The 17377-nt window shown below is 74.5% G+C and carries 17 protein-coding genes and 1 riboswitch; of the genes, 10 read left to right on the top strand and 7 right to left on the bottom strand.

Translation table 11 applies throughout. The features are described 5' to 3' along the window. Nucleotides 1-5: 5 nt before the first annotated feature. The 4 genes from ACY1JF_RS22305 to ACY1JF_RS22320 are packed head-to-tail and all read right to left on the bottom strand — an operon-like array spanning nt 6 to nt 2665. The gene (locus tag ACY1JF_RS22305) at nt 6-869 is read right to left on the bottom strand and encodes an energy-coupling factor ABC transporter ATP-binding protein (RefSeq protein ID WP_462706964.1); all 864 of its coding nucleotides are present in this window, start codon (nt 867-869) and stop codon (nt 6-8) included. Continuing rightward, nucleotides 866-1615 carry a cobalt ECF transporter T component CbiQ gene (gene cbiQ, locus ACY1JF_RS22310; protein WP_462706965.1) on the bottom strand — a complete coding sequence of 250 codons (750 nt, stop codon included), beginning with the start codon at nt 1613-1615 and terminating at the stop codon, nt 866-868. The genes ACY1JF_RS22305 and cbiQ overlap by 4 nt, the downstream gene beginning before the upstream one ends. Nucleotide 1616: 1 nt before the next feature. Then, on the bottom strand, nt 1617-1958 hold the full coding sequence (locus tag ACY1JF_RS22315; RefSeq protein WP_462706966.1) for an energy-coupling factor ABC transporter substrate-binding protein: 342 nt from the start codon (nt 1956-1958) through the stop codon (nt 1617-1619). Continuing rightward, the gene (locus tag ACY1JF_RS22320; protein WP_462706982.1) at nt 1955-2665 is read right to left on the bottom strand and encodes an energy-coupling factor ABC transporter permease; all 711 of its coding nucleotides are present in this window, start codon (nt 2663-2665) and stop codon (nt 1955-1957) included. Before ACY1JF_RS22320 ends, ACY1JF_RS22315 begins: the two co-directional genes overlap by 4 nt. Before the next feature lie 30 nt (nt 2666-2695). Next, a riboswitch (cobalamin riboswitch) is annotated at nt 2696-2883 on the bottom strand. 297 nt (nt 2884-3180) lie between these two features. Here ACY1JF_RS22320 and ACY1JF_RS22325 point away from each other — a divergent pair. The 5 genes from ACY1JF_RS22325 to ACY1JF_RS22345 all read left to right on the top strand — a co-directional run bounded on the left by ACY1JF_RS22325 (nt 3181) and on the right by ACY1JF_RS22345 (nt 6981). Continuing rightward, nucleotides 3181-3570, top strand: a complete 390-nt coding sequence (locus ACY1JF_RS22325; RefSeq protein WP_215174469.1) for a cell division protein SepF — start codon at nt 3181-3183, stop codon at nt 3568-3570. Nucleotides 3571-3703: 133 nt separating this feature from the next. Further along, nucleotides 3704-4966, top strand: coding sequence for an AAA family ATPase (locus ACY1JF_RS22330; RefSeq protein WP_462706967.1), 1263 nt, complete (start codon nt 3704-3706; stop codon nt 4964-4966). Continuing rightward, a complete protein-coding gene (locus tag ACY1JF_RS22335; RefSeq protein ID WP_462706968.1) occupies nt 4963-5325 on the top strand; it encodes a nucleotide pyrophosphohydrolase in 363 nt (120 codons plus the stop codon). Before ACY1JF_RS22330 ends, ACY1JF_RS22335 begins: the two co-directional genes overlap by 4 nt. A gap of 158 nt (nt 5326-5483) precedes the next feature. Further along, nucleotides 5484-5951 (top strand): DUF6099 family protein, encoded by a 468-nt coding sequence (locus ACY1JF_RS22340; RefSeq protein WP_462706969.1) that lies wholly within the window; start codon nt 5484-5486, stop codon nt 5949-5951. A gap of 106 nt (nt 5952-6057) precedes the next feature. Then, complete coding sequence (locus tag ACY1JF_RS22345; protein WP_462706970.1) at nt 6058-6981, top strand: LLM class F420-dependent oxidoreductase; 924 nt, start codon at nt 6058-6060, stop codon at nt 6979-6981. 243 nt (nt 6982-7224) lie between these two features. Here ACY1JF_RS22345 and ACY1JF_RS22350 read toward each other — a convergent pair whose 3' ends face one another. Further along, nucleotides 7225-8532 (bottom strand): cation:proton antiporter, encoded by a 1308-nt coding sequence (locus ACY1JF_RS22350; protein WP_462706971.1) that lies wholly within the window; start codon nt 8530-8532, stop codon nt 7225-7227. A gap of 244 nt (nt 8533-8776) precedes the next feature. Between ACY1JF_RS22350 and ACY1JF_RS22355 the strand changes: the two genes are divergently transcribed. The 3 genes from ACY1JF_RS22355 to ACY1JF_RS22365 all read left to right on the top strand — a co-directional run bounded on the left by ACY1JF_RS22355 (nt 8777) and on the right by ACY1JF_RS22365 (nt 12669). Beyond that, nucleotides 8777-10000 carry an arginine deiminase gene (locus tag ACY1JF_RS22355; RefSeq protein WP_462706972.1) on the top strand — a complete coding sequence of 408 codons (1224 nt, stop codon included), beginning with the start codon at nt 8777-8779 and terminating at the stop codon, nt 9998-10000. Between the two features lie 106 nt (nt 10001-10106). Beyond that, entirely contained in the window at nt 10107-11114 is a 1008-nt protein-coding gene (gene argF / locus ACY1JF_RS22360; protein WP_462706973.1) for an ornithine carbamoyltransferase, read from the top strand. 115 nt (nt 11115-11229) lie between these two features. Continuing rightward, nucleotides 11230-12669 (top strand): amino acid permease, encoded by a 1440-nt coding sequence (locus ACY1JF_RS22365; protein ID WP_462706974.1) that lies wholly within the window; start codon nt 11230-11232, stop codon nt 12667-12669. Here ACY1JF_RS22365 and ACY1JF_RS22370 read toward each other — a convergent pair. Beyond that, nucleotides 12629-13066 (bottom strand): ATP-binding protein, encoded by a 438-nt coding sequence (locus ACY1JF_RS22370; RefSeq protein WP_462706975.1) that lies wholly within the window; start codon nt 13064-13066, stop codon nt 12629-12631. The genes ACY1JF_RS22365 and ACY1JF_RS22370 overlap by 41 nt on opposite strands. Nucleotides 13067-13362: 296 nt before the next feature. Here ACY1JF_RS22370 and ACY1JF_RS22375 point away from each other — a divergent pair, with 296 nt between their 5' ends. After that, a complete protein-coding gene (locus tag ACY1JF_RS22375) occupies nt 13363-14190 on the top strand; it encodes an enoyl-CoA hydratase family protein (protein ID WP_462706976.1) in 828 nt (275 codons plus the stop codon). A 74-nt stretch (nt 14191-14264) separates the two neighbouring features. Beyond that, entirely contained in the window at nt 14265-16526 is a 2262-nt protein-coding gene (locus ACY1JF_RS22380) for a bifunctional salicylyl-CoA 5-hydroxylase/oxidoreductase (protein WP_462706983.1), read from the top strand. Here the strand turns inward: ACY1JF_RS22380 and ACY1JF_RS22385 are convergent. Next, a partial coding sequence (locus ACY1JF_RS22385) for an elongation factor 1-alpha C-terminal domain-related protein (protein ID WP_462706977.1) occupies nt 16510-17377 on the bottom strand: 868 nt, incomplete at its 5' end. The genes ACY1JF_RS22380 and ACY1JF_RS22385 overlap by 17 nt on opposite strands.

Consider the following 17377-nt stretch of genomic DNA (forward strand, 5'->3'; position numbering starts at 1 on the left):
CGGGGTCAGGGACTGGGCGGCGTGCCCGCCCGCCCGGCCGCCGCCGCCAGCTCCGCCAGTTCCTCCGCCGTGCGCGGACCCGGTGCCGTGTCCGGCAGCAGGCCCCGGGCGCGCAACAGCCCGGTCGCCGCGACACCCCACGGCAGGCGCAGGCCCGCGCGGGACAGCAGATCCGTGCGGGCCAGCGTCCCGGCGGCGGGCCCGGTGCGCACGCCGTCCGGGGTGAGGAGCGCCGCGTCGTCGGCCCAGCGCAGGGCGAGGTCGACGTCATGGGTGGCCATCACCACGGTGGTGCCGCCCGCGCGCAGCCCGTCGAGGGTGGCGAGCAGCCGCTCCTGCCCGTCCGGGTCGAGTCCGGCGGTCGGCTCGTCCAGGATCAGCACCCGGGGCCGCATCGCCACCGCGCCCGCGATCGCGGCCCGTTTCCGCTGCCCGTACGAGAGCAGGTGGGTGGGCCGGTCGGCCAGCGCCGTGATGTCCAGCGCGGCGAGGGCCCCGGCGACCCGGGCGCGCACCTCGGCGTCCGGCAGGCCGAGGTTGAGCGGCCCGAAGGACACGTCCTGCGCGACGGACGCGGCGAAGAGCTGGTCGTCCGGGTCCTGGGTCACCGACTGCACCGTGGTCCGCAGCCGGGTCAGCCCCCGACGGTCGTACGTCACCGGCTGCCCGGCCAGCGTCACGCACCCGCCGCGCGGCCGCAGCCCGCCGCTCAGCAGCCGCGTCAGCGTCGTCTTGCCGCTGCCGTTGCGGCCCAGCAGCGCGAGCGCGCGTCCCTCGCGGACCTCGAAGTCCAGGCCGTCGAGGACGACGGGACCGTCCTCGTAGGCGAAGGACGCGCCCCGCAGGGCGACGAGTGCCGGCTCGCTCACGTCAGCGCTCCCCTCAGGGCGAAGGTGAGCGCGGTCAGCGCCGTGAGCAGGGCGAGGCTCGCCCCGGTGAAGGGGACGGAGACACGCGCCGCGGGCACCAGGACCCGCAGCGTGCCGTCGTAGCCGCGTCCGGCGAGGCCGGCCCGGAGCCGCACCGCCCGGTCGAAGGCCCGCACGAACGCCGTGGCGCCGAGCCCGCCCAGCGAACGCCACGCGGCGGCCCGCGTGGTGTGCCCGAGCCGCGCGGCCTGCGCGGCGCGGACCCGGCGTACGGAGTCCAGGAGCAGGAAACCCATGCGGTACGTCACCAGCGCCACGTCCACGACCGGCGCCGGCACCCCGGCCCGCACCAGCCTGGGCAGCAGATCGGACACGGGGGTGGTGAAGGCGAACAGCAGCACGCCGAGGGAGGCCGCCGAAGTGCGCAGCAGCAGCTCGCCGGCGCGCACCGGGCCGTCGGCGGCCGGGCCCAGGAAGGCACCCGGCCCGCCGACCCGCACCAGCAGCGGCAGCGCGCCCGTCACACAGAACCCCAGCGGCACCCGGTAGGCCCGCCACAGCCGCCGCCCCGGCACCCCGGCCGGGCCGAGCAGCACGGCCAGCGCCGTCACCAGCACCAGTGCGGCGCCCGGCCAGGGCGGCAGGCAGACGGCGAGCACGGTGAGGCCCAGCCCCAGCACGGCCTTGTCCACGGGGTGCCGGCGGCGCCAGCGGCTGCTGTGCGCCGCCGCGTCGATCGACAGCACCTCAGTCCCCTTCGGGACCGGCCGGGCGGGCCTGGGCCAGGGCCCGTTCCTCGCCCTGCCGCCGTCCCCGGCGCACCCCGAAGCAGTACGCCAGCACCCCGGCGCCCAGCGCCGCCTGCACGGCGAACAGCGCCGACTCGACCTCCCCGGACGGGGGCTCGTACAGCGGTGAGAACCACGGTTCGTAGTCCGGGTCGATCTCGGTGACCGCCGTCTCCGCCTCGGCGTCGGCCCCGGCGAACGGCTCCTCCTTGTGGTCGCCGAGCCCGAGCACCAGGGGCAGCGCGGCCAGCGCGGCCACCGCGAGCAGCAGCAGGAGGTTGGTCCTCGTGTTCCGCGTCACCGCGCCACCGCCTCCTCCCGCTGTCCCCGCCTCCGCCGCTCCCGCCGCGTCACCAGCACGCCCAGCCGGGCCAGTTCCCCCTCGCCGGACTGCACCAGCAGCCGCATCACCAGCACCGTCAGCAGCCCTTCGCTCACCGCGAGCGGGATCTGCGTGATCGCGAAGATCGACCCGAACTTGCCGAGCGCGCCCCAGAACCCGCTGCCCGGGTCGGGGAAGGCCAGCGCGAGCTGCACGCTGGTGACGCAGTACGTGGACAGGTCGGCGACGAACGCGCCGCAGAACACCGTGCCCGTCAGCGGCACGCCGAAGCGGCGCAGCAGCCGGTGGACGGCGTAGCCCGCCCAGGGACCGGCGACCGCCATGGAGAAGACGTTGGCGCCGAGCGTGGTCAGACCGCCGTGCGCCAGCAGCAGCGCCTGGAACAGCAGCGTGATCGTGCCGAGCACCGCCATCACCGGCGGCCGGAACAGGATCGCCCCCAGCCCGGTACCCGTGGGATGGGAGCAACTGCCCGTCACCGAGGGCAGTTTCATAGCCGACAGGACGAACGTGAAGGCCCCCGAGGCGCCGAGGAGCAGCGTGCTCTGCGGGTGGGCGCGGACCTCACGGGTGAGGGAACGTACTCCGTGGACGACGAACGGCGCGGACGCGACGCCCCAGGCGATCGCGTGCGCCGGAGGCAGGAAGCCCTCGGCTATGTGCATGACTCGGCAGACCCTCTCCAGCACCTCGTGGATGGACGACGCGCCTTGGCCGGTCTCCTGGCTGACGGGTACCACCGCCCGCGCTCCGCCTTCCCGGGCCTCCTAGGACCCAGTGGCTGCCCCTCGCGAGGGGCCGGAGCCGGACTTCCCGATCACAGTGGCGAGGGCCGCACCGGTGTCGCACCGATTTCCCGTTCACCAAGGCGTGACGACGGTAGTGCTCGTCCCGGGGCGGTGACAAGGAGGCCCGGGCCCATGCCGTCCGGTGCCGGCGGGGTGCCGGTGCGGTGTCGGCACGGCTCCGGTGCGGTGTCGGCGCGGTGCCGGTGAGGTGCCTCCCCCGGCCGCCGCCCAGGACGCGTCCGGGCAGGTCAGGCGGGCTCGTACGGCCGTCTTCCGGGGTTCCGGTTCGGTCGCGGATCGTGTCGCTGTTGGGCCGAACGGGTGACTTGGCGTAAGAATTGGCTGGTGCAGGCATTGAAGGCGAGTCGGAGCGGTCGGATCGGGGGGAGCCGGTGAACAGTCACGACGTCACCGATGAACAGTGGGAGGGGCTCGCCCAGGTCGTTCCGTTGCGCGGACGCGACGCGTGGCCGTCCTCGGTGGGGCACCGCGCCCTGCCCGAGGCGGAGACCGAGGCCCGGCGCCGATTCGTGGTGATGCGGGTCAATGTGTTCGCGGACGCCCGCGAGGTCGCCGAGACGCTGATGTCGGGCATCCCGGTGCTGCTCGACCTGACCGGCGCGGAGACGGACGTCGCCAAGCGCGTCCTGGACTTCAGCACGGGTGTCGTCTTCGGCCTGGCGAGCGGGATGCACCGCGTCGACCGCAATGTGTTCCTGCTCACACCGGCGGGCACGGAGGTCACGGGGCTGATGCAGGGAGCCGGGATTCCCGGGATGTGACGGCGGGGGCGGGGCGTGTCGCCGGCCCGTGAGGGTGACGGTGGTCCGTGGTGCGCCGGTGCCGGTACCCCGATCGTGGGACGGCCCGGAGGCGGAACGGTTCGCCGGGCGAGCCGGACCCTACGGTCCGGACATGACCGCGCCCCTGTCCTCGGCCGTCCCGTCTCCGGCTGTCCCGTCTCCGGCCGTCCCGTCTCCGACTGTCCCGTCTTCGGCTGTCCCGTCTTCGGCCGTCCCGTCCCCGACCGCGTATCCCCCGTCTTCCCCGGCCGCGCCCGCCGGCGGAATCCGCCCGCGCGTCACCGAACTGCGGCTGTCCGCGTTCGCCGGGCACCGGGGCCGGACGGTCCGGTTCGGGCCGCTCACCCTCCTCGCCGGCCCCAGCGGCAGCGGCAAGACCGGCGCGCTGCGCGCCTACGAGGCACTGGCCCGGCTCGGCGGCGGCGCCGAGGCCGGCGCGGTCTTCCCGGACCCGGCCGGGTGCGTGCCCGACGAGGCCCGCCCCGACGCCCAGCGCCGCCGGGGCTTCCGCATCGGCTGCACCGCCGACGGCCCCGCCGGCCCGGTCCGGCTGGACGTCGCCGTGCAGGCCGAACCCGAACTGCGCATCGTGGGCGAACGGCTGACGGCCGACGGCCTCGTGCTCCTCCAGACCGCCCTGCGCGATCCGGGGCGCCGCACCGTGCAGGCGGCCTGGTACACCGGCGGGACCGCGCCGGTGACCCGCGCCCCGCTGCCGGACGACCGGCTCGGCACCGCGCTGCTGCCGCTGCGGGTGGCCGGCCGGACCGACGGGCAGCGCCGGGTGCTCGCCGCCGCCGAGCAGATGGTGGTCGCCCTGCGCTCCGTCTTCGCCTGCGACCCCCGGCCCGCCCGGATGAGGACCCCGGCGCCGGCCGGCTCCGGCCGGCTGCTCGGCGGCTGCGACAACCTCGCCGACGTGCTGTGGCGCACCCGCGACGAGTGCGGGCGCCGGCACGCGCGGCTGGTCGCGGCGGTGCGGGCGGGCTGCGCCGGGCCGGTCGCGGACGTGCTGGCCGAGCCCGGCCGCGACGGAACGGTCCGCGCGGTGCTCGACCGGGGCGACGGGACGCGCACCGGCCTGGCCCGGCTCGGCCACGGCGAACTGCGTTACCTCGCCCTCGCCCTGGTCCTGCTCACCGGCCCCGGGGTCCTGGCGGTCGACCCGGCCGGCGAGGTGCCGTCCGCCCTCCAGACGCTCACCGTGCTGGCGGACGGGTTCGACCGGGGCCTGGACCCGCGCCAGCGCCGCGAACTGCTGGAGCTGGCCGCCGCGATGTGCGCGCGGGGGCACATCCGGCTGGTGGGCGCGGTCAGTGACGCCTCCTGGGCGGCCGGGACGGCGGGCGTCACGGTGGTACACCTGGAGCCGTGACCGATGAAGCCCCCCTGGACGTGGCGGCGCTCCAGCGCCGTCTGGCCGAGTTCGCCACCGCGCGGAACTGGCAGCCGTACCACACCCCGAAGAACCTCGTCGCCGCGCTGAGCGTGGAGGCGTCCGAACTCGTCGAGGTCTTCCAGTGGCTGACGCCCGAGCAGTCGGCCCGGGTGATGGACGACCCCGGCACCGCGCACCGGGTGCGGGACGAGGTCGCCGACGTCCTGGCCTATCTGCTCCAGCTCTGCGAGGTACTCGGCGTCGACCCGCTGGCCGCCCTCGCGGAGAAGATCGGCCGCAACGAGACGCGCTTCCCGGCGCCCGGCTCCGACCTGGCGGAACCGCCAACTCCGTAGTTACGTACAGTAGTTGTTTCTCCGCCCGAAACCGAATTGTTGTCCAGAGATTTCCGTCTTCCTCTGGCTTTTCGGGCCCCTCGCCCTCACTCTGGGTAGTGAACAACGGAGTTCGGGCGGACGCGCCGCGAGCGCGTCGGGACAGACGGGGACGGCCCATGGACGCGGTGCGGCTCATCGTGACGAGCAGACGTGCCCTGACCGCCGGCGGCGACGTGCCGCACATGCTGGCGGAGGTGTGGCAGGCGCAGGCCCTGGCCCAGGCCATCGGCGGCCGGCTGGCGGTCCTCGGACCGCCGGCCCTGCGCGGCGAGGCCCGGGGCCTCACCGAGCTGGCCGGACGCGGCTGCGGCGTCCTCGGCGATCCCGGCCTGCCCCCCGGTGAGCTGCGCGCCGCCCAGCTCACCGAACTGGGCGACGCCCGCCAGACCCTGATGCGCCTGGGCACCCTGCTCGCGGAGACCGGCATCGCCCTGGTCGCCCTGGCCTGCGCGGCGGACGACGAGGGCACGTACTGGCGGTGCGTGGAGGCCATCGACGCGGCCGACGAGTCCCGCGACCGGGTCCTGAAGATGCTGGGCAGGCTCGCGGAGGAGGACGGGGTGCCGGAGCGCGAGGCGGGATAGCGGTCCCGGACCCCCGCCATGACGGCGGGCGCCGCCGGGGGCGACGGCTCCGGCGCGCAGGGCGGGGGTCGGGACCCGGAGGCGGCCGAGCGTGCAGGATGGAGCCATGGATCTCCGCATCTTCACCGAGCCCCAGCAGGGGGCCACCTATGACACCTTGCTCACCGTCGCCAAGGCCACCGAGGACCTCGGCTTCGACGCCTTCTTCCGCAGCGACCACTATCTGAAGATGGGCTCCGTGGACGGCCTCCCCGGCCCCACCGACGCCTGGATCACCCTGGCCGGCCTGGCCCGCGAGACCAAGCGCATCCGCCTCGGCACGCTGATGACCGCCGGCACCTTCCGGCTGCCCGGCGTGCTCGCCATCCAGGTCGCGCAGGTCGACCAGATGTCCGGCGGACGCGTCGAACTCGGCCTGGGCGCGGGCTGGTTCGAGGAGGAGCACAAGGCGTACGGCATCCCCTTCCCGAAGGAGAGGTTCGGCCGCCTGGAGGAGCAGCTCGCCATCGTCACCGGCCTGTGGGCGACCGAGGCCGGCAAGACCTTCGACTTCCACGGGAAGTTCTACGACCTCACCGACTCGCCCGCGCTGCCCAAGCCCGCGCAGTCCAAGGTCCCCGTCCTCATCGGCGGCCACGGCGCCACCCGCACCCCGCGGCTGGCCGCCCGGTACGCCGACGAGTTCAACATCCCGTTCGCCTCGGTCGAGGACACCGAGCGGCAGTTCGCGCGGGTCCGGGCCGCCGCCGAGGAGGCCGGCCGCGGCGCCGACGCGCTGACCTACTCCAACGCCCTCGTCGTCTGCGTCGGCAAGGACGACGCCGAGGTGGCCCGCCGGGCCGCCGCCATCGGCCGCGAGGTGGACGACCTCAAGGCCAACGGCCTGGCCGGCTCCCCGGCCGAGGTCGTCGACAAGATCGGCCGCTACGCCGAGGCCGGCGCCCAGCGCGTCTACCTCCAGCTCCTCGACCTGCACGACCTGGACCACCTGGAGCTGATCTCCGCCCGGGTCCAGTCCCAGCTGGCGTAGCCGTCCGGGCCGGGAGGGCGCGGGACGGGCCCGGCACCGCGCCCTCCCGCCCCGCGTGAGAACCCGAGAGCGCCGTCGCCGGGCTCGGCGGCGTCGACCCCGGCGATCGGCTGATCCCCGTCCCGGCCTGGCCGGGAGGGGGAGCACAGCGTTGTTCAGGTCGCCTCGGTCGCCGGCGCCCCGACGGCGGCCGGACCGGCAGCGCGTCGCTCGCCGGACAGCGGGCCGGCGGCGGCCGGCCCCTCACCCCTTGTCGCTGACCGACGCCCTCGCCCCGTCCGGCCGCCGTCGGGGCGCCGGGAGGGCGCCGGCCCGCTCCCGGACGGCCAGCCGGCCGGTGAGCCGCAGCAGCGGCTGGGTCAGCAGCGTGGTCGTCAGGGCCATGAAGACCAGGACCGTGTAGAGGGGGCCGCTCAGCAGGCCCGCCTGGCGGCCCGCGTCCAGGGCGATCAGCTCGGTCAGGCCGCGGGCGCTGAGCAGCACGCCGACGGTCCGCGCGTCGTGCCGGCCGAGGCCGCCCAGCCGGGCGGCGACGGTCCCGGCGCCGACCTTCGTGGTCACCGCCAGCACCGTCACCACCCCCAGTGCGACCCAGCCGGTGACGCCCATGCCGGCCGGCGTCACCGACTGCCCCGAGACCACGAAGAAGAACGGCAGCAGCAGCGAGCCGACGTCGTGCAGCGGACGCAGCAGGTCCGGATCGAGCGTGCCGTCCTCCTCGCGCGGCGTCACCACCCCGGCGAGCAGCGCCCCGAAGATCACGTGCAGCCCGAGGGAGTGCGTCACCCACGCCGAGGCCAGGGCGAAACCGAGCAGCAGCGCCAGCCGCAGCGAGGGCTCCAGCCGCGTACGCCACAGCAGCCGTCGCAGCACCGACCGGGCCGCGACCCCCATCACCGCCACGAACCCGGCGGCGAGCGCCACCCGCCACGGCCAGCCCAGCCCCCGCGCACCGCCGCCGCGGTCCATCATCGTCCCGGCCAGCACCGTCCAGCCGATCACGTCCAGCACACCGGCCGCCGAGACCGCCACCACACCCGGCACCGACCGGGACAGGTCGTTCTCCCGCACGATCGCCGTCAGCACCGGCACCGCCGTGATCGACAGGGCCACCCCGGCGAAGACCACGGCGGCCGGCGGCAGGTTTCGGGGCATGCCCAGGTCGTGGAGCCGGTCCCGGAACAGCAGGGCGCAGCCGCTGCCCACCGCCATCGGCACCACGAACGAGGCCAGCGCCACCGTCACCGCCGTACGTGCCCGGTCACCGAGCATCCGCAGGTCCAGCTCGTAGCCCACGCCGAACAGGAAGACCACCAGGGCCAGCTGCGCCAGCCCAATCAGCGCCGGTTCGAGGGCCGCCGGGAAGAGCGCCGGGTACGCGTCGGGGGCGACCCCGCCCAGCAGCGACGGGCCCAGGGCGATGCCCGCGGCGAGCTGGCCGACGACGGCGGGCTGCCGGAGCCGCCGGGCCAGCCATCCGGCGGCGTGCGCGGCCACCAGGATCAGCGCCGAGGCACCCACGAAGTGAGCGATCAGGGCGTCATGGTCCACTGGCGTCTCCTGTTTCTCCGTACCGCTCGCGAACGACCGTCCCAGCCTGTGGGCACCGGGCGCCGCACCGCAGGTGGTACACGCACCGCGCGCCCGAGCGCCGGGAGCACGGCCCGGCGGCCGGCGGCCCCCCGGCGCCCCGGGAGCGGCACGGCGGGCCCCGGTGCGCCCGAGGGGCGCCCCCCAGCCGGAAAATGCGCCCGTCGGCCGGGTGAACACCCGCCCGACTGGTCAGGATGGAGACATGGGATTCCACGTCGACTCCGAGACCGGGCGGCTCGGCCGCGTCATCCTGCACCGGCCGGACCTGGAGCTGAAACGGCTCACGCCCAGCAACAAGGACGCCCTTCTCTTCGACGACGTGCTCTGGGTGCGCCGGGCGCGCGCCGAGCACGACGGTTTCGCCGACGTACTGCGCGACCGCGGGGTCGCCGTCCACCTCTTCGGCGACCTGCTCACCGAGACCCTCGACGTCCCGGCCGCCCGCGAGCTGGTCCTCGACCGGGTCTTCGACGAGAAGGAGTACGGCGTCCTGGCCACCGACCACCTCCGGGCGGCCGTCGAACCCCTGCCCGCCCGTGACCTGGCGGAGCTGCTGGTCGGCGGCATGACCAAGCGCGAGTTCCTGGACGCGCACCCCGAGCCGGTCTCCGTGCGCTTCCACGCCATGGAGCTGGACGACTTCCTGCTCGCCCCGCTGCCCAACCACCTGTTCACCCGGGACACCTCCGCCTGGATCTACGACGGCGTCTCCATCAACGCGATGCGCTGGCCCGCCCGGCAGCGCGAGACGGTCCACTTCGAGGCGATCTACCGGCACCACCCCCTCTTCCGGGAGGAGTCCTTCCCCCTCTGGTCCGAGGGCCAGGCCGACTACCCCTCCACCATCGAGGGCGGCGACGTCCTGGTCATCGGCAACGGAGCGGTCCTCATCGGCATGAGCGAGCGCACCACCCCGCAGGCCGTGGAGATGCTCGCCCACAAGCTGTTCGCGGCCGGCTCGGCCCGCACCATCGTCGCCCTCGACCTGCCGAAGTCCCGCGCCTTCATGCACCTCGACACCGTGATGACCATGCTCGACGGCGACACCTTCACCCAGTACGCGGGGCTCGGCATGCTGCGCTCGTACACCATCGAGCCCGGCGCCGGGGACAAGGAGCTGAAGGTCACCGACCACCCGCCGGAGCACATGCACCGCGCGATCGCCGCCGCGCTGGGCCTGAGCGAGATACGGGTGCTGACCGCGACCCAGGACGTCCACGCGGCCGAGCGCGAGCAGTGGGACGACGGCTGCAATGTGCTCGCCGTCGAGCCGGGCGTCGTCATCGCCTACGAGCGTAACGCCACGACCAACACCCACCTGCGGAAGCAGGGCATCGAGGTGATCGAGATCCCCGGCAGCGAACTGGGCCGGGGCAGGGGAGGCCCGCGCTGCATGAGCTGCCCGGTGGAGAGAGATCCCGTATAAGAATTCAGGGGGACGTATAGTATTCCGCTAGTATTCGTCTCATACCCCGCAGTCGAACGTACGCACCCCACGGCCGTACCCCGTTCTCGTACCTCTGGAGCGCCCCATGGCGACTGTCCCGACCGCCCTGGCCGGCCGGCCCTTCCTCAAGGAGCTGGACTTCACCGCCGAGGAGTTCCGCGGCCTGGTCGAGCTGGCCGCCGAGCTGAAGGCCGCCAAGAAGGCCGGGACCGAGCCCCGGTACCTGCGCGGCAAGAACATCGCGCTGATCTTCGAGAAGACCTCCACGCGCACCCGCTGCGCCTTCGAGGTCGCCGCCGCCGACCAGGGCGCCTCCACCACCTACCTGGACCCGTCCGGCTCGCAGATCGGCCACAAGGAGTCCGTGAAGGACACCGCGCGGGTACTGGGCCGGATGTACGACGGGATCGAGTACCGCGGCGACAGCCAGGCCAAGGTCGAGGAGCTGGCCGCCTTCGCCGGCGTCCCCGTCTTCAACGGCCTCACCGACGACTGGCACCCCACCCAGATGCTGGCCGACGTGCTCACCATGACCGAGCACGGCGACAAGCCCCTGGACGAGACCGCCTTCGCCTACCTCGGCGACGCCCGCTTCAACATGGGCAACTCCTACCTGGTCACCGGCGCCCTGCTCGGCATGGACGTGCGGATCGTCGCCCCCAAGACCTACTGGCCCGCCCAGGAGGTCGTCGACCGGGCCCGCGAGCTGGCCGTCACCAGCGGCGCGCGGATCACGCTGACCGAGACCGTGGCCGAGGGCGTGCGCGGCGCCGACTTCGTCGCCACCGACGTGTGGGTCTCCATGGGCGAGCCCAAGGAGGTCTGGGCGGAGCGGATCGCCGCGCTGGCCCCGTACGCGGTGACCATGGACGTGCTGCGCGCCACCGGCAACCCGGACGTGAGGTTCCTGCACTGCCTGCCCGCCTTCCACGACCTGGGCACCAAGGTCGGCCAGGACGTCTTCGACGCCCACGGCCTGGACTCCCTGGAGGTCACCGACGAGGTCTTCGAGTCGCCGCACTCGGTAGTCTTCGACGAGGCCGAGAACCGGCTGCACACCATCAAGGCCGTCCTGGTCGCCACCCTCGCCTGACCCGCCCCCCCCACGGCACCCGGCGGCCCGGAACCACCCCTTCCGGCGTCACCGCGCGCGACCACCCCCGCGCCCCCGGCACCACCGCGCACCACCAGAAACGAGCACCACCCGCATGCCCCGCACCAAATCCCCCCACCTCCTCGTGGCCGAGGCCGGCGCCGACCGCGCGGGCCACAGCCTGAAGCGCACGATGGGGCTGTTCCAGCTCGTCTGCTTCGGCGTCGGCGCGATCGTCGGCACCGGCATCTTCGTCGGCCTGTCCGACTCGGTCGGCGAGGCCGGCCCGGCCGTCGTGGTCTCCTTCGTCCTCGCCGCGATCACCTGCGTGCTCACCGCCTTCGCCTTCGCCGAGCTGGGCGGCGCGATCCCGGTCTCCGGCTCCTCGTACTCCTTCGCCTACGCCGGCCTCGGCGAGACCACCGCCTTCCTGGTCGGCTGGTGCCTGCTCCTGGAGTACGGCGTCTCGGTCTCCGCGGTCGCGGTCGGCTGGAGCCAGTACGTCAACGAACTGCTCGACGGCGTCCTCGGCGTCCAGCTCCCCGAGGCCCTGTCCGCCGGTCCCGGCGACGGCGGCGCGGTCAACCTGCCCGCCGTGATCGTCATCGCCCTGGCCTGCGTCCTGCTGGTCCGGGGCGTGCGCGAGAGCGCCCGCGCCACCGCCGCGATGGCGGTGCTGAAGCTCGCCGTCCTGGTCGCCTTCTGCGCCATCGGCTACACCGCCTTCGAGGACGGCAACCTCACCCCGTTCTCCCCGGCCGGCCTCGGCGGCATCGGCGCCGGCACCACGGCCGCGTTCTTCTCGTACATCGGCTTCGACGCGATCACCACCGCCGGCGAGGAGGCGAAGAACCCGCGCCGGGACATCCCGGTCGCCATCCTGGTCTGCATCGGCCTGGTCACCCTGCTGTACTGCGCGGTCGCCCTCGCGGCCATCGGCGCCATCGGCGGCGACGCCGTCGGCGACCGCCCCGCCGCCCTCTCCTACGTCGTCGACCAGGTCACCGGCTCCGCCGTCGGCGGCACGGTCGTCGCCTTCGGCGCGGTGGTCGCCATCGCCTCCGTCGTCCTCACCGTGATGTACGGCCAGACCCGCATCCTGATGTCCATGTCCCGGGACGGCCTCATCCCGCGCGTCTTCGAGAGGATCTCCCCGCGCACCGCCACCCCGGTCGCCGGCACCTGGATCGTGGGCCTGGTCTTCGCCCTGCCGGCCGCGTTCGCCTCGCTGGACTCGGTGGTCAACCTGTGCACCATCGGCACCCTCGCCACCATGGCCGTCGTCAATGTCGCGGTCCTGGCCCTGCGCCGCCGCGAACCGGGTCTCGCCCGCACCTTCCGGGTGCCGCTCTACCCGGTCACCCCCCTGCTGGGCGTCGCCTTCTGCCTCTACCTGATGTACGAGACGGGCAGCGCGACCTGGATCCAGTTCGCCGTGTTCCTCGCGGCGGGCCTGCTGGTCTACGCCGGCTATGGGCGCCGCAACTCCCGGCTGGCCCGCGCCGGGGCCGGCGTCACACCGGACGCCGCTGAGCGGGGACCACGGGGAGCCTGAACCAGACCGCCTTGCCGGAGCCGGTGGGGCGGTGCCCGCAGGAGGAGCTGAGGGCGCGGATCAGCAGCAGTCCGCGCCCGCCCTCCTGCAAGGGGTCGGGCTCGGGCGGATGCGAGACGGTGAGGCCGGCCGGCGGCGCCGGGTCCGGGTCGTGCACCTCGACCCGGCAGCCGGTCGGCAGCAGCTCCACCACCAGCTCGATCGGCGTCTCGCCGGCGGTGTGCTCGACGGCGTTGGCGACCAGCTCGGCCGTCAGCAGCTCCGCCGTGTCGCAGTCGGCGGCGTGCCGCAGCTCGGCCAGCGCCGTACGCACCAGGGCACGGGCGACCGGCACGGCCGCGGCGGTGTGCGGCAGCGCGACGCGCCAGGAGGCGCGGGCGGGAGTGGGATCGTGCACGACGGTTTCCGTTCGTGGAACAGGCGGCCCTGTCCTGCTTTCAACTTTATGAATGGTACGGCGCCGCCCGACAGGATCCTCCGACGGGCACCCGACGGGCGCCCGACGGACACCCGGCGGACACCCGGCGGGCACCCGGCGGATGCCCGACGGGCCCCAGGTCGGGACTCAGGACGGGACCCAGGACGAGCCCAGGACAGGACCCAGGGCGAACCCAGGACCTGTATAGCGCACTCGTGACGACGGTCACAGGACAGTGATAACTTCGTCATGTCCCCCATGAGGAGGCCGCCGTCATGAGTCCCTTCACCGGCTCCGCCGCCCGCACCCCCTCCTGGCGGCACCTGCGCGTCGATCTCACCGAGGGCGTCGCCACCGTCACCCTGGCCCGCCCCGACCGGCTCAACGCCCTCACCTTCGGCGCCTACGCCGACCTGCGCGACCTGCTCGCCGAACTGTCCCGGGAACGGAGCGCGCGTGCCCTGGTGCTGGCCGGCGAGGGCCGCGGCTTCTGCTCCGGCGGCGACGTCGACGAGATCATCGGCGCGACCCTGTCCATGGACACCGCCCGCCTCCTCGACTTCAACCGGATGACCGGCCAGGTCGTCCGCGCCGTCCGCGAGTGCCCGTTCCCGGTGATCGCCGCCGTCCACGGCGTCGCGGCGGGCGCCGGTGCCGTCCTCGCGCTGGCCGCCGACTTCCGGGTCGCCGACCCCGGCGCCCGCTTCGTCTTCCTCTTCACCCGCGTCGGCCTCTCCGGCGGCGACATGGGCGCCGCCTACCTGCTGCCCCGCGTCGTCGGCCTCGGCCACGCCACCCGCCTGCTGATGCTCGGCGAACCCGTCCGGGCCGGGGAGGCCGAGCGCATCGGCCTGATCAGCGAGCTGGCGGACGAGGGCCGCGCCGACCAGGCCGCCCGCGCCCTCGCCCGCCGCCTGGCCGACGGCCCCGCCCTGGCCCACGCCCAGACCAAGGCCCTGCTCACGGCGGAGCTGGACATGCCCTTGTCGGCGGCGGTCGAACTGGACGCGGCGACCCAGGCCCTGCTGATGACGGGGGAGGACTACCGGGAGTTCCACACGGCGTTCACGCGGAAGCGCCCGCCGAAGTGGAGCGGACGGTGACCGCGGTCCCCCCAGGGGCGGGACCGGCCACGACGAACGGACACGCGCTCCCGGGGGCAAGCCGCCCCCACCGCATCGCCGTCCTCGGCGGCGGCCCCGGCGGCCTCTGCACCGCCGCCCTCCTCAAACGCCTCGACCCCACCCGCGAGATCACCGTCTGGGAACGCAACCCGCGGACGGAGACCTTCGGCTTCGGCGTCGTCCTCTCCGACGAGGCCCTCGGCGGCGTCGAACACGCCGACCCGCAGGTCTACGAGGCCCTCGCCCCGCACCTCGTCCGCTGGGACAGGATCGACATCGTCCACCGGGGCACCCGCCAGACCTCCTCGGGACACGGCTTCGCCGCCCTGGCCAGAAGCCGCCTGCTGGCCGTCCTCCACGCCCGCTGCCGCGCCCTCGGCGTGGACCTCCGCTTTTGCGCCCCGGCCCCGCCCCCCGCCGGACTGGCCCGGAGCCACGACCTGGTCGTCGCCGCCGACGGCGTCCACAGCGCCACCCGCGCCACGTACGCCGCCGCCTTCCGCCCCCGGATCACCGAGCACCGCTGCCGCTACATCTGGCTGGCGACGGACTTCCCGTTCGACGCCTTCCGCTTCGATTTCGCCGAGACCGGGCACGGCCTCATGCAGCTGCACGGCTACCCGTACGCGCCCGACGCCTCCACCGTGATCGTCGAGATGCGCGACGAGGTCTGGCGCGCGGCCGGCTTCGACGTGCTCGACGTCGCCGGCTCCACCGCCCGCTGCGCGAAGATCTTCGCGGACGCCCTCCGGGGCCGCCCCCTGCGGGCGAACACCTCCGCCTGGGCCACCTTCCGCACGGTCGTCAACGACCGCTGGTCGCACGGCAACACCGTCCTCCTCGGCGACGCCGCGCACACCGCCCACTTCTCCATCGGCTCCGGCACCAGACTCGCCGTCGAGGACGCCCTCGCCCTCGCCGCCTGCCTGGAGGAGCAGCCCACCACCGAGCGGGCCCTGGCCGCCTACGAGGCCGAACGCCGCCCCGTCGTCGCCTCCGCCCAGCGCGCCGCCCGCGCCAGCCTGGAGTGGTTCGAGAACGCGGCCCGGCACCTCGGCCGCCCGCCCCGCCAGTTCGCCTTCGACCTGCTCACCCGCAGCCGCCGCGTCACCCACGCCAACCTGCGGCTGCGCGACCCCCGCTTCACCGAGACCGTCGAGCGCGAGTTCGGCTGCCCGCCCGGCACCCCGCCGATGTTCACCCCGCTGCGGCTGCGCGGCCTCACCCTGCGCAACCGGGTCGTCGTCTCCCCGATGGACATGTACTCCGCCGTCGACGGCGTCCCCGGCGACTTCCACCTCGTCCACCTCGGCGCCCGCGCGCTCGGCGGCGCCGCACTGGTGATGACCGAGATGGTCTGCGTCAGCCCCGAGGGCCGCATCACCCCGGGCTGTACGGGCCTGTACACCGCCGGGCAGGCCGAGGCGTGGCGGCGGATCACCGACTTCGCGCACGCCCACGCCCCCGGCACCGCGCTCGGCGTCCAGCTCGGCCACAGCGGACGCAAGGGCTCCACCCGCCCGATGTGGGAGGGGACGGACGAACCCCTCCCCGCCGGCAACTGGCCGCTCGTCGCCGCCTCCGCGCTGCCCTACAAGCCGCACAGCCAGATCCCGCGAGCCCTGTCCCGGGCCCGGCTCACCGACATCCGCGAACAGTTCGCCGCCGCCTCCTCCCGCGCCGCCCGGGCCGGCTTCGACCTGCTCGAACTGCACTGCGCCCACGGCTACCTGCTCTCCGGGTTCCTCTCCCCGCTCACCAACCACCGCACCGACGCCTACGGCGGCACCCTGGCCAAGCGGCTCCGCTTCCCGCTGGAGGTCTTCGACGCCGTACGCGGGGTGTGGCCCGAGGAGCGGCCGATGACCGTCCGCATCTCCGCCACCGACTGGGCCGAGGGCGGCACCAGCGCCGACGACGCCGTGGAGATCGCCCGCGCCTTCGCCGCGCACGGCGCCGACGCGATCGACGTGTCCACCGGGCAGGTCACGGCCGACGAACGCCCGGAGCCCGGGCGTTCCTACCAGGTCCCGTACGCCGAGCGCGTCCGCCACGAGGCCCGCGTCCCGGTGATCGCGGTCGGCGCCATCTCCTCCTGGGACGACGTCAACTCCCTGGTCCTCGCCGGACGCGCCGACCTGTGCGCCCTCGCCCGGCCGCACCTGTACGACCCGCACTGGACGCTGCACGCGGCGGCCGAGCAGGGCTACGACGGTCCGGGCGCCGTCTGGCCCCTCCCGTACCGGGCGGGCAGCCGGCGCCCGCCGACCGGCCGCACGGACGCCCCGCGCCCCCGGCTCACGCCGGGTCGCTGAGCGCCACCATCCCGGCGGTGAGGGTCGCCCCGTCGGCCGGGTCGATCAGCAGGAAGGCGCCGGTGCGTCGGGAGACCGCGTAGTCGTCCAGCGGCAGCGGCTCGGCGGTGCGCAGCACGATCCGCCCCAGGTCGTTGGCGGCCAGCGAGTCCGCCCCCGCCAGGTCCTTGACGATCGCCTTCACGGTCCGGGTCGTGTGCCGCAGCAGCACCCGGTCCCCGACCCGCAGCTCACGGTCGGCGAGGTGGCAGACGGCGGCCCGCACGTCCTGGGTGAGCGTCGGCGCGTCCACCCCCGCGGTGATCATGTCGCCGCGGGAGACGTCCCGCTGGTCGGCGAGGCGCAGGCTGACCGACTGCGGGGCGTACGCCGCGGCGGCCGGGGTGCCGAGCACGTCGATGCCGGCGATCTGGGAGGTCTCCCCGGACGGGTGCACGGTCACCCGGTCACCCACCCGCAGGGCGCCCGACACCAGCTGGCCCGCGTAGTGGCGGTCCTCGCCGTGCCGGATCACGTACTGCACGGGGAACCGGGCCGGCGCGGCGACCGGCCCGGCGGCGACCGGCACGGTCTCCAGGTGCTCCAGCAGGGCCGGCCCCCGGTACCAGTCCATGTGCGCCGAGCGCTCCACCACGTTGTCCCCGGCGAGCGCGGAGACCGGGATCGGCGTGAAGGACGGCAGCCCCAGCTCGGCCGCGAGCGCGGCGAACTCCTCGCCGATGTACTCGAAGACCTTCTCCTCGTACCCCACGAGGTCCATCTTGTTGACGGCGAGGACGACGTGCGGGACGCGCAGCAGGGCGGCGATGGCGGCGTGCCGGCGGGTCTGCTCGACGACGCCGTTGCGGGCG

The organism is Streptomyces sp. SYSU D01066-1 (assembly GCF_054956795.1).